Here is a 12738-nt window from a genome sequence, read left to right as displayed (position 1 = left end):
CACTCATTGCGGTGCACTGGTGCGTACCCCTGAAATTTCGCGCGTTGGCTTGCCGTGCTCGTCCAGGAAACGCAGCGTGGCCTCGCCGGTTGGCGTTACCGCCAGTTCCAGCCGGGGCTTTCCATCGGCGTCCAGCAGTTCCAGCACCGAATCGCGCGTTTCCGACTTGCCGAGGAAGACACGACGGGTAATCGCGGGGATTCCCTTTCCATGCAGTGTCTCATCCGCAGCGGAGAAGATGGGGCGTTCCAGCCCGTCAACAACGTCGTTGAGGGTCAGGCCGGCGTAGTGCTGGCCTGCTTCATCGACGCCCAACAACTGCATCTGCTGGTCCTGTTGGTAGCGGTCGAAGGTCAGGCTCATCCCGCTGGATGGCTTGCCATCCTTTCCAAGATGGCCGTTGTAGATCAGTCCACCGTTCTCGGTGCCCTCATCATTGAAGAACAGCATGCCCGCCATGGGGCGTGGATGCGGCTGTTCCTTGTTATGGATGATGGCGCCGGGAAACAGTGTCCGGTTGGAGATGGCCAGCCGCAGCGTGCCGTCGGGTTCTTTGATGTTGATGCGTTGGGCATCGATGACGTCGAACGTCGCATTGCGCTGCGCCGTTGCGCCCACCAGCACGCCCGCCATGGCCAACAGGGCTGCGGCAGCGAGACCCGTGCCCAGCCTGCGCTGGGTCCTCTTCAGCGAGTCGACCTGCGCCTGCAGTGATTCGATGGTGTTCGACATTCAGCAGCTCCTTGCGTTTGCGGCGTACATTGAAAAGAACAAGGCGGTACCGCAGACCTTCCTGTCCTGCCTCCAGCATGATGGCCCGGCGCGGAGAATGATATGGCCGGAGGCCCCGCGACAATGCTGTCCTGGATTCTCAGATGAGCCGAATAGGCTAATTAATCGGCTCATCGTTCCTTCAGGAGTCGCAGGACGCGCTGGATACGCTGCTGTCCAACATCATCACGCCTCGGCCATCGAGGGCGAGGGGTTGGACGTGGGCTCGGTGCGCTGGCGGTTGGGCATGGCCGAACGTGTGATGGCCAAAGCGTGCTTATGGCAGGCGCATCGCGACGATGGTCTTTTCGATGAGCAGGTCAAGGTCTTGGGCCGGTTGCTTCACGGTGGCGAACGCAGCTTTGATGGGGTATCAGCGCAAGCCAGTTGCCCGGCGGTGGGCGCAGCACGCGGTACGTGCTGAAGGCCTGACGTTCGCCGGGCATGGCCCGGCGCTACAACGGCCCGATGCCTTGGCGTCGCTTTTGCCTCTTCAAGTAAGCGCAGTCAGTCGATAGCGTCTCATTACAACGTTCCTGACTATGGAAGGAAGATGTGATGAGCGCGAAGTACGACAGCATTGTCGACCAGTACGTAGCCTATGCCTACGCATCGCCGACCCGGCCGATCGAGTTGCGCACCATGCTGCGTCTGGCCGGCGACCTGGAAGGACGGGACGTGCTGGACCTGGCCTGTGGATCCGGCTACTACGGTCGGGAATTCCTGCGCTTCGGGGCGCGCAGCGCCCACGGCGTGGACCAGTCGCAGGGCATGATCGACTTTGCACGCGCGCTGTCCGCGCACCGGGGCGATGGCATGACCTTCCAGCGGAATGATGTCATGGCGATGCCATTCGCCGGCGAGTACTCCGTCGTGCTGGCGGCATACCTGTTCAATTACGCGCAGTCGCTGGACGAGCTGCAGCGGATGTTTGCCGCGGTACTGCCGCACCTCAAGCGCGATGGGAAACTGGTCATCCAGACGTTCAACCCTGACTACCGCCTCGCGCTGGGGGACTACGCGATGTACGGCGTGAAAGTGCTGGAGGAAGTACCTTGGAAGCAGGGCACCCGCCTGCAGTTGGAGTTTCCGGGGACGCCACCGGCACGGATCATCAACTATCGCTGGGCGCGCGACCATTATGAGCAGGCCATCCTGGCTGCCGGCTTCAGCAGGTTGCGCTGGCACGAGCCAGTGCTGCTGGAAGAGGACATCACCGGCCGGCCCGCAGGTTACTGGGAAGCCTATGTGCACAACTGCATGTCGGTGAACCTGGTGTGCGAACGCTGACCGGGTAGTGGCGGGCCATGCCTGTCACCCACCACCACGCCGAAGCACGGTTCAGCGGCGGTCGCGCTTGATCCAGGCACGCACGAACAGCGCGATCAAGGCGCTGAACACCAGCCACGAAACGACGTCGAACACGCCGTCGCCGACCAGCGCGCTGACCAGCCCCACCAGGCTGGCCAGGGCGATCCACGTCGGCGCGATGAAAGGACTGCGCGGTGCGGGACGTTTGTCCACCGGCCGGCTCATGCAACCTCCTGCGTCTGTGCGCGCTCGATCTCGGCCACGCGCGTTTCGGTACTGCCGCGCTTGAACCACAGGTACAGGCCGCTGACCAGCACGATGATGGTCAACAGGTCCAGCAGCGCCCACAGGATCTTCAACGGCAGCTTGCCATAGTCGCCGAAATGCAGTGGCTGGCTGAGCAGCAGCACGGTCATGTAAGTCGGCAGTTGCGGTTGCGCGGTGAGTGCACCGGTCTGTGCGTCGATCAGCACCGGCCGGTACAGGCGTTCAGTCAGCGGCGTACTGCCCTGCATGAACACGCCGTAGTGATGGTCGCCGCTGTAGCCGGTGCCGGGGAAGCTGACGAAGGCCGGGCGCATGCCAGGCTCCGCCGTGCGTGCGGTGTCCACGGCCGCCTGCAACGAGGCCAGCCGGGTCGGCTTGGGCTGGCCGGCATACTGCGCGGCGAACTCGCCCAGCTGCTCGGTCTGCCATGCCTGTTCCAGCGGTTTGGCCAGCGTGTTGATCGCACCGGTCAGGCCGACCACCAGCGCCCAACCCAGGGTGACCACGCCCAGCACGTTATGCAGGTCCAGCCAAGCCAGCCTGCGGCTGCGCCCGGTGCGCAGGGTGCCGAAGCGCTGCTTGCGCATGAATGGCCCGTACAGCACCAGGCCGGACACGATGGCGACCACGAACAACAGTCCCATCGCGCCCATGAACAACATGCCCGGCAAGCCGAGGAACACGTCGGTATGCAGGCGGTACAGGAAGTACATCACCCCTTCGTTGAACTGTGGTGCCGGGACCTGTTCGCCGCTGATGGTGTTGAGCAGCACGGTCTGCATCTGCGGTGGCGGGGTATCCGTCCGCGCGCCGGTGTTGACGTACATGACCGGTGCATCCGGATCCCAGCCGACGAACAGCGGTACGTTGCCAGGATAGTGCTGCAGCGCGGTCTGTACCTGTGCGTCGAGATCGCGCAGGGTCGCATCGGCGGGCGCTGCCGGTACGTCCGGGTCGGCGCCGGTCAGGTGGCCGATCTCGTGCCCGAATACCAGCGGCAGGCCGGTCACGCACAACAGCAGCAGGAACAGCGTGCAGACCAGGCTGGTCCACTTGTGGACGACGAACCAGGTTTTGATGGTGGCGCGTTGCATGTATCGAAGTTCCTCGGGCGGCAGCTGGAGGTGCAGGAAGCAGCGGGGCAGGGCCCCGTTCTACCAGGGCGTGGCGTGATCGATCAGAAGCGGTAGCGGATGGTGCCGGTCACCACGCGTGGGCTGCCGGTGAAGCAGTCGCCGAAATTACGGCATGGGGCGAAGTAACGTTTGTCGGCAAGGTTGGTGATGTTCAGTCCCATCGTCCAGTCCGTCACCTGGATCTCCATCAACGCATCGGCCAGCGTGTAGCCCGGGGTACGCAGGTAGCCGCCCGGGCCGGAGGACACGGTGCTGCCCACATGGAGCCCGCCGATGCCCAGCCGCAGCCGTGCATCGGCATCGAGCTGGAACTCCTTGGACAGCCACAGCGAAGCAAGATCCTGCGGGGTGTCGTTCAGGCGCACGCCCACCTCCGGTGCATAGGTGCTGCGGGTTACTTCCGGTTCGCTGTGCGCATACGCGGCGGTCACGTTGAAGCCGTTGTCGAACGCGTAGGCGCCTTCAAGCTCCACGCCCTTGGACTGGATTTCGCCGGTCTGGATGACGTTGAGCACATTGTCCGGGTCGTTGGTCTGCCGGTTGGTCTCGGTGATGCGGTAACCGGCCAGGGTGAACAGCGCATTGCGATGCGGTTGCCACTTCACGCCGGCTTCGACCTGGTGGCCTTCCATCGGCACGAACGCGCGGCCGTACAGATCCTGCCCGGTGACCGGCAGGAACGATTCGCTGTAGCTGATGTACGGCGAAACACCGGCGCCGATCTCGCCGATCAGGCCGACACGGAAGGTGCTGGCATTGTCGGTCTGGCTGGGCAGCCCTTCGGTCTTCGACCGGGCGTGGTCACGGCGCGCGCCCAGCACCAGCGACACGCGGTCGGCCCAGCGGATCTGGTCCTGCAGGTAGACGCCCAGCTGGGTGGAGCGCTGGTTGGGCAGGCGCTGCCAGCCTTCGATGTCCACCCCGCCTGATACCGGGTTGTAGATGTCGATGGGCGTGGCGCTGGCCACCAGGTCGGACGACTCCTCGCGGAAATCGGTGTAGTCCACGCCGGCCAGCAACTGGTGTTCGAACGCTCCGGTGCGGAAGCTGAATTCCAGCGCGTTGTCGCTGCTGAGGATGCGGTTGTCCGGACGCGTGCCGTAGGCGGTGCGGTTGAGCATGCGCTGGTCGGCATCCAGGAACGGAGCATCCGGGTTGCTGTAGACATCCGGGAACAGTTCGCGGAATTCCGTTTTCGAATCGATGTAGCGCAGGTTCGAGCGCCAGTTGATGCTGTCGCTGAAACGGTGGTCGAACAGGACGGTCAGGCTGGCCATGCGCGTGTCGAGCTTGTCGAACTGCAGATCGCCAAGGAAGGTGGACGGGTCCAGCCGGCGGCCTTCCGGCGCGCGCAGCGAAGCCACCACCGGCAGGAACTGCTGGGTGGACGCGCCCTTGTCGCGCTGGTAGCTGGCCAGCACGGTCAGGTTGCTGCTTTCGCCGAACCAGCTGATCGACGGTGCCAGGTAGATGCGGTCATCGTCCACGTGGTCGGTCTGCGAGCCGGATTCGCGCACCACTCCGACCAGGCGGCCGGCCAGCGTGCCTGATTCGTTCAACGCACCGGTGACGTCGCCCTGCAACTGGCGGCGGTCGAAGCTGCCCAGCTGCACGCCGACTTCGCCGCCGTCCTGCAGGCTGGGGCGCTTGCTCATGGCGTTGATGATGCCGCCGGTCGCGCCAGCGCCATACAGGACAGAGGACGGGCCGCGCAGCACCTCGACGCGTTCCAGGCCGAACACGTCCGGCCGCGCCATCGGGCTGAAGCCATGGACGCGGCGCAGGCCGTCCAGGTACTGCACCGGGTCCAGGCCGCGGATGCTGCTGCCGTCGCCCCGGCTGTCCAGGCCATAGGCTTCGGCGGTGACGCCGGCGCTGTAGCGCAGCGTCTCCTGCAGGTTCTGGGCGCCACGGTCGGTGAACAACTGGCGGGTGACCACGCTGATGGCCTGCGGGGTCTGTGTCAGCGGGGTATCGGTCTTGGTTGCGGTACTGGCCCGGTCGGCCACCACGTTCACGCCATCCAGCGTACGGGCATCGCCGCTGTCCTGTGCCTGCGCCACCGCGGTGGCCAGCAGGGTGGGGGTGCCGAGGGCAAGCAACAGCAAGGCGCGGGGGCGCAGCGGGGCAGACATGGTCGCGATCCGGGAGGGCAATAGCGACGGATTATCCCGTTATGGATATGTAAGTACAAATGATTCGCAGCAGCGAATGCATTCAGTGGCGGATGTGGCCGGCGCGGCTGTCCTCATCACAATCACAGCGTTTCCGGGGCGCAGCGCAGGCTCAGCCAGGCACCGCCGCCCTCCGCGCCGCTCGCGCGCAGCCGGAAACCGTGCAGTCCGGCGATGGCGGCCACGATGGAAAGCCCCAGGCCGAATCCCTCCGCCCGCCCGGCTTCGTCCTGCCCCTGGAAGAAGCGCTGGAACACCAGTTCCCGGTCCTGCTCGGCGATGCCTGGCCCGGTATCCATTACGTCGATGCGCGGCACGCCGTCATCATCCACCGCCCGCAACAGGATCCGCCCCGCTTCAGGGGTGAAGCGGATCGCGTTGGACAACAGGTTGGCCAGCGCTTCGAACAGCAGTTCCCGGTCGCCGCGCAGCGTGTGTACGCCGCTTTCGATTTCCAGCACCAGTGCCTGCCGCTTTTCTTCGGCCAGTGGCAGGTAGAACTCATGCAGCTCGCCCAGCAACGCAGCCACGTCCACGTCTTCGAACGCCGAGCGGCGCTGCCCGCTTTCCAGTTCGGAAACCCGCAGCAGTGCGCTGAAGCGGGCCATCAGCAGGTCGGTCTCGGCCAGTGCCTTGTCCATCTGCACGGTATGCGGGCTGTCGCCCAGTTCCACGCGTGTGCGGTACAGGTGCGCACGCAGGCGTGTCAGCGGGGTACGCAGGTCATGGGCTATGTTGTCGCAGACGCCTTTCACTTCGGTCATCAACTGCTCGATGCGTTCCAGCATCGCGTTGACGATGCTGGACAGGCGATCGATCTCGTCGCGACGATCCGATACCGGCAGGCGCTGGCCAAGATCGCCGGCGATGATGCGGTTGGTCACCCCTTCGATCTGCTGGATTCGTTTCAATGGGCGCCGGCGCAGGAAGTACCAGCCGGCCAGGCCGGGAATGACCGTCAGTGATATCCCCCAGAGCAGCGCATCGAGGATGATGCTGTTCACCCCGCTCAGCTTTCCGCTTTGCCGCACCAGCACCAGTACGCGCTGATCCTGCGTGCTCACCGCCAGTGCACGGCCGGCTTCACGGCGCTCGCCGCCAGCCAGCAGCCAGCCGGGGATTTCACGTGAGGGCTGGTCCGCCCGCACGCCGGCGGGAAATGCCATCAACGGCCCTGCCAGGTGCTTTCCCTGCGCCGTGAACATGCCGTACGCATAGGTGCCATGGATGTCGTAACGCAGGCTGTCATTCAATGCATCGTCCAGCACGTCGCCCTGGAAGCGGTGGAACAGGTGCGCACGCTGCAGCAGTGCGGACTCGGACATGTCGTCCAGGTAATTGGATACGCGCCAGTACACCACGCCCAGCAGCACGCTGGACCAAGCGATGAACAACAGGCAATACAGCCCCAGCAGGCGGCTGCTGGACGAGCGCCAGCCCTCAGTGAGGCGCGTCGAAGACATAGCCGGTCCCTCGTACGGTCCTGATCGGTTGCAGGCGGTCGGGTTGCTCGATGCGCCGGCGCAGGCGGCCGATGTGGACTTCGATCAGGTTGGTGCCGGGATCGAAATGGTAGCCCCAGACCTCCTGGAACAACATGGTCCGGCTGAGCACCTGGCCGGAATTGCGCATCAGGAATTCCAGCAGCTTGAATTCAGTGGGCAGCAGGGCGATCTCCTGCCCGCCGCGTCGCGCACAGCGTGCCATGAGGTCCAGTTCCACGTCGCCCGCGCGCAGCACGCTGTCTGTCGGAGCGACCTGCGCCTGGCGCCGCAGCAGCACCTCCACGCGCGCGGACATCTCGTCCGAGGCAAACGGTTTGGTCAGGTAGTCATCGCCGCCGGCACGCAGCCCGCGCACGCGCTCGTCGACATCGGACAGTGCGCTGATCATCAGCACCGGAGTGGTGATGCCCTGGTGGCGCAGGCTGGCAACGAGCGTGAGCCCATCCATGCCCGGCAACATGCGGTCCAGGGTGATGACGTCATAGCCACCGCGCTGGGCCAGCAGCAGCCCGCGGTCGCCATCGGATGCCAGGTCGACCTCGAATCCATGGCTGCGCAGTTCCGTCGCGATTTCCTCGGCGGTAATGGCGTCGTCCTCGATGGTCAGTACACGCGGCATGGGCCAGCTTGGAGATGAGGTCCGATACATCCTCGCAACCTGGAAGAGCCAGCGCAAATGAAGAATGTTTCATCTGGATTGCACGTCTGGCGACCGCTGGGTCTTCTATATTCGCCGCGTTCCCTTCCACGTCGCCTCCATCAGGAAACCTGCTTGATGCTGCTCTCCGTCCCCCACAGGCTGGTGTTCGCCGCCATGACCTGCCTCAGCCTTGCTGCCTGTAGTGGCGACAAGATGGAACAAGCGTCCGCGCCACGCGAGGTGCAGGTCCTGGCCCTGCAGATGCAGGCCGTGGCGCTGCAGCAGGAGCTTCCCGGGCGTACCGTTGCCTCCGAAGAGTCGGACGTGCGCCCACAGGTTTCCGGGGTGCTGCTCAGACGGTTGTTCGAGGAAGGGGCGATGGTCCGCGCCGGCCAGCCGTTGTTCCAGGTCGAACCGGCGCTGTACCAGGCGGCGGCCAACGAAGCACAGGCCAACCAGCGCACCGCCGAAGCCACGGCGGCCGCCGCGCGCCTGCGCGCGGGGCGCTTGCAGGCACTGGGCAAGGAGCAACTCGCTTCGCAACAGGAGGTGGATGATGCGATCGCCACGGCCAGGCAGGCTGATGCCAGCGTCGATGCAGCGGCTGCTGCACTGGATACGGCGCGCACTACCCTGCGCTTTGCCAGCGTGACCGCTCCCATTGCCGGCCGTATCGGCCGCGCGCGGTTCACGCCGGGTGCGCTGGTCACCTCCGGCCAGGCCGAGCCGCTGGCCAGGATCCAGCGGCTGGATCCGATGAACGTGGACATCACCCAGTCCAGCAGTGAATTCCTCGCCTTGCGCCGGGCCATCGCTGCAGGCGGCGTGCAGGCCTCGTCCACGCCGGTGACCTTGAAACTGTCCGACGGCACCGACTATGCGGTGCCCGGTACGCTGGAATTCGCCGACCTGGACGTGGACCCGGCAACCGGCAGCATTACCTTGCGTGCCACCTTCCCCAATCCCGATGGCCAGCTGCTGCCGGGCATGTATGTGCGTGCCAGGGTGGGGCAGGGCACGCGGCAGCAGGCGCTGCTGGTGCCGCAGTCGGCGGTGGACCGCAGCGCGCGAGGCGATGCCCAGGCCTGGGTGATCGACAACGAAGGACTGGCGCGCCTGCGGGAGTTCAGCACCGTGCGCGCGGTCGGCGACCAGTGGCTGGTACGCGACGGCCTGCAGGCCGGAGAACGCGTCGTAACAGGCGGCAGGCAGGGACTGACCGACGGCGCGAAGGTTTCCATCAAGGACGCGTCCGCACCGCGTCCGCAGGGCTGACTCCCGCATGCTGCCGCGCTTCTTCATCCATCGACCGATCTTTGCCTGGGTGCTGGCCATCTGCATCATGGCGCTGGGCACCATCGCGGTCACCCAGCTTCCGGTTGAACAGTACCCGGACATCGCTCCCCCGCAGATCAACATCACCGCGCGTTACACCGGCGCCTCGGCGCAGACGGTGGAGGACAGTGTCACCCAGGTGATCGAACAGCAGATCAAGGGCATCGACCACCTGCTGTATTTCTCCTCCACCAGCTCGTCCTCGGGCCAGGCGCGCATCACCGTCACCTTTGACCAGCGAGCCGACCCGGATATCGCCCAGGTACAGGTGCAGAACAGCGTCAACCAGGCCATCAACCGGTTGCCGCAGGAAGTGCAGCAGCAGGGCATCACGGTAGCCAAGTCGCAGGGCGATTCGCTGATGGTGGTGGCGCTGTACGACACCACCGGGCGGATGCAACGGGTGGATGTATCCGACTTCCTGACCAGTACGGTGCAGGATCCGATGAGCCGTATTCCCGGTGTCGGCGAGATCGATGTGTTCGGTGCGCCTTATGCCATGCGTGTGTGGCTGGACCCGCACCAGTTGCGGGCCTATGGGCTGATGCCATCGGACGTGCGCACCGCCATCGAGGCGCAGAACACCCAGGTGACCGCCGGCGAGCTGGGTGCGCTGCCCGCCGTGCCTGACCAGAGCCTCAACGCCACGGTTACCGCGCAATCGCGGTTGCAGACGCCCGAGCAGTTCCGCGCGATCATCCTGAAGACGCTTCCCAGTGGTGCGGCGGTGACGCTGGGCGAAGTGGCGCGCATCGAGATCGGCGCGGAGAACTACCAGACCAGCAGCTTCCTCAATGGCCATCCTGCCGCGGGCTTCTCGGTCTCGCTGGCGGCCGGCGCCAATGCGCTGGAAACCTCCGATGCGGTGCGCGCCGAAATCGAGCGGCTCAAGCCGACGTTCCCGCCGGGACTGGAAGTGGCTTACCCGCGCGACAGCACGCCGTTCGTGCGGGTGTCCATCGAAGGGGTGGTGCATACGCTGATCGAGGCCATCATCCTGGTGGTCGTCGTGATGTACCTGTTCCTGCAGAACCTGCGTGCCACGTTGATCCCGGCGATCACCGTGCCGGTGGTGCTGCTGGGTACCTTCGGGGTGCTGGCGGTGGCTGGCTTCACCATCAACACGCTGACCCTGTTCGCCATGGTGCTGGCCATCGGCCTGCTGGTGGACGATGCCATCGTGGTGGTGGAAAACGTGGAGCGGATCATCCACGAAGAAGGCCTGCCGCCGCGCGAGGCCACCGAACGCTCGATGGGCGAGATCACCGGTGCGCTGGTCGGCATCACCGTGGTGCTGGGCGCGGTATTCCTGCCGATGGCGATGTTCGGGGGCTCCACCGGGATCATCTACCGGCAGTTCTCGATCACCATCGCCTCGGCGATGGCGCTGTCGGCATTGGTTGCGTTGACCCTGACCCCCGCACTGTGTGCCACGCTGCTCAAGCCTGTGGACAAGGAACGGCCGGCCGGGCGCTTCTTCCGCTGGTTCAACCGTGGCGTCGAACGCAGCCAGCTTGCCTACCAGGGGCGCCTGGGCCGCATCGTCAGCCAGCCGCGTCGCTGGATGGCCTTCTACCTGCTGGTCATCGTCGCCGTGGCGGCGTTGTACACGCGCATGCCGACCGGATTCCTGCCGGTGGAAGACCAGGGGCTGGTGATGTTCCAGTTCAATACGCCCGAAGGAACGCCGATGGCGAAGACCGAGGCGCTGGGTGAACAGATCGGCCGCTACTTCCGCGAGAACGAGAAGGACAATGTCGATGTCGCCTTCGTGATCGTCGGCCGCAACAATGCCGGTGCCGGCCAGAATGCCGGACAGGGCTTCCTGGCGCTGACGCCATGGAGCGAACGGGGTGGGGACAACAATGCCGGAGCGATCATCGCCCGTGCCAATGCGCACTTCCGCGGGCTGGTCGATGCCCGGGTGAACGTGCTGTCACCGCCGGCCGTGCGCGGCCTTGGCCAGTCCAGCGGCTTTGAACTGTGGCTGCAGGACAGCAGCGCGGCTGGACGTGGGCCGTTGCAGCTCGCGCAGGAGCGCGTGGTGCAGGCGGCAGGCGAGGATGAGGGCCTGAGCTCGGTGCGTTTGAATGGGCTCGGCGACAAGGCCGAGCTGCAGCTGGACATCGACCATGCCCAGGCCAGTGCACTGGGACTGTCGCAGGCCGATATCAATTCCACGCTGTCGGCTGCGTGGGGAGGAAGCTACGTCAACGATTTCCTGGATCGTGGACGCGTCAAGCGCGTCTACATGCAGGGTGACCAGCAGTATCGCTCGGTGCCGGAGGACATCGGCCAATGGTATGTGCGTGGTGGTGATGGGCAGATGGCATCGTTCGCCAGCTTCGCCGGCAGCCATTGGACGCGGGGCCCGCAGCTGCAGCAGCGTTTCAATGGACTGCCCGCGATGGAGATCCAGGGCAGCGCGGCGCCGGGACGCAGCTCGGGCGAAGCCATGCAGCGCATGCAGGCGCTGGTGGATGCACAGGATGGATTCGACCTGCAATGGAGCGGGCTGTCCTACCAGGAGCAGCTGTTGAGCGACCAGACGCTGTGGCTGTATGCCGCCTCCATCGCCTTCATCTTCCTGTGCCTGGCAGCGCTGTACGAAAGCTGGACGATTCCGGTGGCGGTGCTGATGGTGATTCCGCTGGGCGTGGTCGGGACCGTGCTGGCGACGACCTTGGCCGGCTTCGTCAACGACATCTACTTCCAGGTGGGCCTGTTGACCACCATCGGCCTGTCCGCCAAGAACGCGATCCTGATCGTGGAATTCGCCGAGGCGGAGTTCCGTGCCGGGCGTTCGGCGGTGGAGGCGGCGCTGATCGGCGCACGCCTGCGATTGCGACCGATCGTGATGACCTCGCTGGCGTTCGTTGCCGGCGTGGTGCCACTGGCCCTGGCCACCGGGGCAGGCGCGGTCAGCCGCCGCGAAATCGGCGTCAGTGTGATCGGTGGCATGGTGTCCGGTACGTTGCTGGCCATCCTGCTGGTGCCGTTGTTCTTCGTGCTGGTACGCGGCCTGGGCCGGTCCAGGGTGGCCAACTGACGCTGGCCACACGCTCGGCCATCGTCGTCAGTGCGGCGGCGGGGCGCGATCGGCGGGATGGTTGACCCCGTCATTGGTGGGCACTGCGCCCAGTGCGAACGGATTGATGCCCACCAGGCAGGCCACGTTGTAGCCGAACTGACGCGGATTGGAGCGGCGGCGGTGATGGGTGTAGATGCCGCACGCGCCGCAGAAATAGTGCTCGGCCACGTGCGTGTTGAACTGGTAGCGCCGCAGGTGCTCGCCTCCGCGCACGATTTCCAGCCCGTCTTCGGCCACGCTGGCGGCGATGGCGCCGCGCCGGCGGCACATCGAGCAGTCGCAGCGGCGAGGATCGACGATGCCATCGGGCAGGTGCAGGCGCAGTTCGACCGCGCCGCAGTGGCAGGTGGCGGTGTGCCATTCGCTTACCGGCGTGCCGGCAACAAGGGTGATGCCCATGGGGATGCTCCGTGCAAGGTCACGCCAACGCCGGCGCGCGGGCGTTCATTCTGCCAGCGATGGCGTCCCTGAACAGGCCCGGATTCCGCTGTGGCACCGGTTGTGGCTA

Annotated in this window: 11 protein-coding genes; 4 read left to right on the top strand and 7 right to left on the bottom strand. The window is 65.5% G+C overall.

Translation table 11 applies throughout. The features are described 5' to 3' along the window. Window positions 1-3: 3 nt before the first annotated feature. Window positions 4-732: a hypothetical protein gene (locus H4O11_RS08940; protein ID WP_182339074.1), complete on the bottom strand. Its 729-nt coding sequence runs from the start codon at window positions 730-732 to the stop codon at window positions 4-6. Here H4O11_RS08940 and H4O11_RS08935 point away from each other — a divergent pair. Next, the gene (locus tag H4O11_RS08935; RefSeq protein ID WP_182339073.1) at window positions 719-1195 is read left to right on the top strand and encodes a hypothetical protein; all 477 of its coding nucleotides are present in this window, start codon (window positions 719-721) and stop codon (window positions 1193-1195) included. The genes H4O11_RS08940 and H4O11_RS08935 overlap by 14 nt on opposite strands. 134 nt (window positions 1196-1329) lie before the next feature. Next, window positions 1330-2061 (top strand): class I SAM-dependent methyltransferase, encoded by a 732-nt coding sequence (locus tag H4O11_RS08930; protein WP_182339072.1) that lies wholly within the window; start codon window positions 1330-1332, stop codon window positions 2059-2061. 51 nt (window positions 2062-2112) lie between these two features. Here H4O11_RS08930 and H4O11_RS08925 read toward each other — a convergent pair whose 3' ends face one another. The 5 genes from H4O11_RS08925 to H4O11_RS08905 all read right to left on the bottom strand — a co-directional run bounded on the left by H4O11_RS08925 (window position 2113) and on the right by H4O11_RS08905 (window position 7783). After that, complete coding sequence (locus tag H4O11_RS08925) at window positions 2113-2307, bottom strand: hypothetical protein (protein WP_182339071.1); 195 nt, start codon at window positions 2305-2307, stop codon at window positions 2113-2115. Next, on the bottom strand, window positions 2304-3443 hold the full coding sequence (locus H4O11_RS08920) for a PepSY-associated TM helix domain-containing protein (protein WP_182339070.1): 1140 nt from the start codon (window positions 3441-3443) through the stop codon (window positions 2304-2306). The genes H4O11_RS08925 and H4O11_RS08920 overlap by 4 nt, the downstream gene beginning before the upstream one ends. Before the next feature lie 83 nt (window positions 3444-3526). Further along, window positions 3527-5620, bottom strand: a complete 2094-nt coding sequence (locus H4O11_RS08915; protein ID WP_182339069.1) for a TonB-dependent siderophore receptor — start codon at window positions 5618-5620, stop codon at window positions 3527-3529. A 122-nt stretch (window positions 5621-5742) separates the two neighbouring features. Continuing rightward, window positions 5743-7122, bottom strand: coding sequence for a sensor histidine kinase (locus tag H4O11_RS08910; protein WP_182339068.1), 1380 nt, complete (start codon window positions 7120-7122; stop codon window positions 5743-5745). Continuing rightward, window positions 7100-7783, bottom strand: coding sequence for a response regulator transcription factor (locus H4O11_RS08905; protein ID WP_182339067.1), 684 nt, complete (start codon window positions 7781-7783; stop codon window positions 7100-7102). Before H4O11_RS08905 ends, H4O11_RS08910 begins: the two co-directional genes overlap by 23 nt. A 156-nt stretch (window positions 7784-7939) precedes the next feature. On the opposite strand from H4O11_RS08905, the gene H4O11_RS08900 reads away from it, so the two are divergent. Together H4O11_RS08900 and H4O11_RS08895 are read left to right on the top strand one after the other, a co-directional pair. After that, on the top strand, window positions 7940-9079 hold the full coding sequence (locus H4O11_RS08900; RefSeq protein ID WP_182339066.1) for an efflux RND transporter periplasmic adaptor subunit: 1140 nt from the start codon (window positions 7940-7942) through the stop codon (window positions 9077-9079). Between the two features lie 7 nt (window positions 9080-9086). Further along, window positions 9087-12188: an efflux RND transporter permease subunit gene (locus H4O11_RS08895; protein WP_182339065.1), complete on the top strand. Its 3102-nt coding sequence runs from the start codon at window positions 9087-9089 to the stop codon at window positions 12186-12188. A gap of 27 nt (window positions 12189-12215) precedes the next feature. On the opposite strand, the gene H4O11_RS08890 is transcribed toward H4O11_RS08895, so the two are convergent. Next, window positions 12216-12629, bottom strand: a complete 414-nt coding sequence (locus H4O11_RS08890) for a GFA family protein (protein ID WP_182339064.1) — start codon at window positions 12627-12629, stop codon at window positions 12216-12218. Between the last annotated feature and the right edge of the window lie 109 nt (window positions 12630-12738).

The organism is Stenotrophomonas tumulicola, assembly GCF_014117215.1.
Taxonomy (GTDB): domain Bacteria; phylum Pseudomonadota; class Gammaproteobacteria; order Xanthomonadales; family Xanthomonadaceae; genus Stenotrophomonas; species Stenotrophomonas tumulicola.
Note: the sequence above shows the minus strand (reverse complement) of the source record. Positions and strands in the feature narration are given on the sequence as shown.

What these genes read in the sequence shown, in the direction of transcription:
- H4O11_RS08935 (WP_182339073.1), top strand. Translation starts at nt 719, where the DNA reads ATGGTGTTCGACATTCAGCAGCTCCTTGCGTTTGCGGCGTACATTGAA.
- H4O11_RS08940 (WP_182339074.1), bottom strand. Translation starts at nt 732, where the DNA reads ATGTCGAACACCATCGAATCACTGCAGGCGCAGGTCGACTCGCTGAAG.
- H4O11_RS08930 (WP_182339072.1), top strand. Translation starts at nt 1,330, where the DNA reads ATGAGCGCGAAGTACGACAGCATTGTCGACCAGTACGTAGCCTATGCC.
- H4O11_RS08925 (WP_182339071.1), bottom strand. Translation starts at nt 2,307, where the DNA reads ATGAGCCGGCCGGTGGACAAACGTCCCGCACCGCGCAGTCCTTTCATC.
- H4O11_RS08920 (WP_182339070.1), bottom strand. Translation starts at nt 3,443, where the DNA reads ATGCAACGCGCCACCATCAAAACCTGGTTCGTCGTCCACAAGTGGACC.
- H4O11_RS08915 (WP_182339069.1), bottom strand. Translation starts at nt 5,620, where the DNA reads ATGTCTGCCCCGCTGCGCCCCCGCGCCTTGCTGTTGCTTGCCCTCGGC.
- H4O11_RS08910 (WP_182339068.1), bottom strand. Translation starts at nt 7,122, where the DNA reads ATGTCTTCGACGCGCCTCACTGAGGGCTGGCGCTCGTCCAGCAGCCGC.
- H4O11_RS08905 (WP_182339067.1), bottom strand. Translation starts at nt 7,783, where the DNA reads ATGCCGCGTGTACTGACCATCGAGGACGACGCCATTACCGCCGAGGAA.
- H4O11_RS08900 (WP_182339066.1), top strand. Translation starts at nt 7,940, where the DNA reads ATGCTGCTCTCCGTCCCCCACAGGCTGGTGTTCGCCGCCATGACCTGC.
- H4O11_RS08895 (WP_182339065.1), top strand. Translation starts at nt 9,087, where the DNA reads ATGCTGCCGCGCTTCTTCATCCATCGACCGATCTTTGCCTGGGTGCTG.
- H4O11_RS08890 (WP_182339064.1), bottom strand. Translation starts at nt 12,629, where the DNA reads ATGGGCATCACCCTTGTTGCCGGCACGCCGGTAAGCGAATGGCACACC.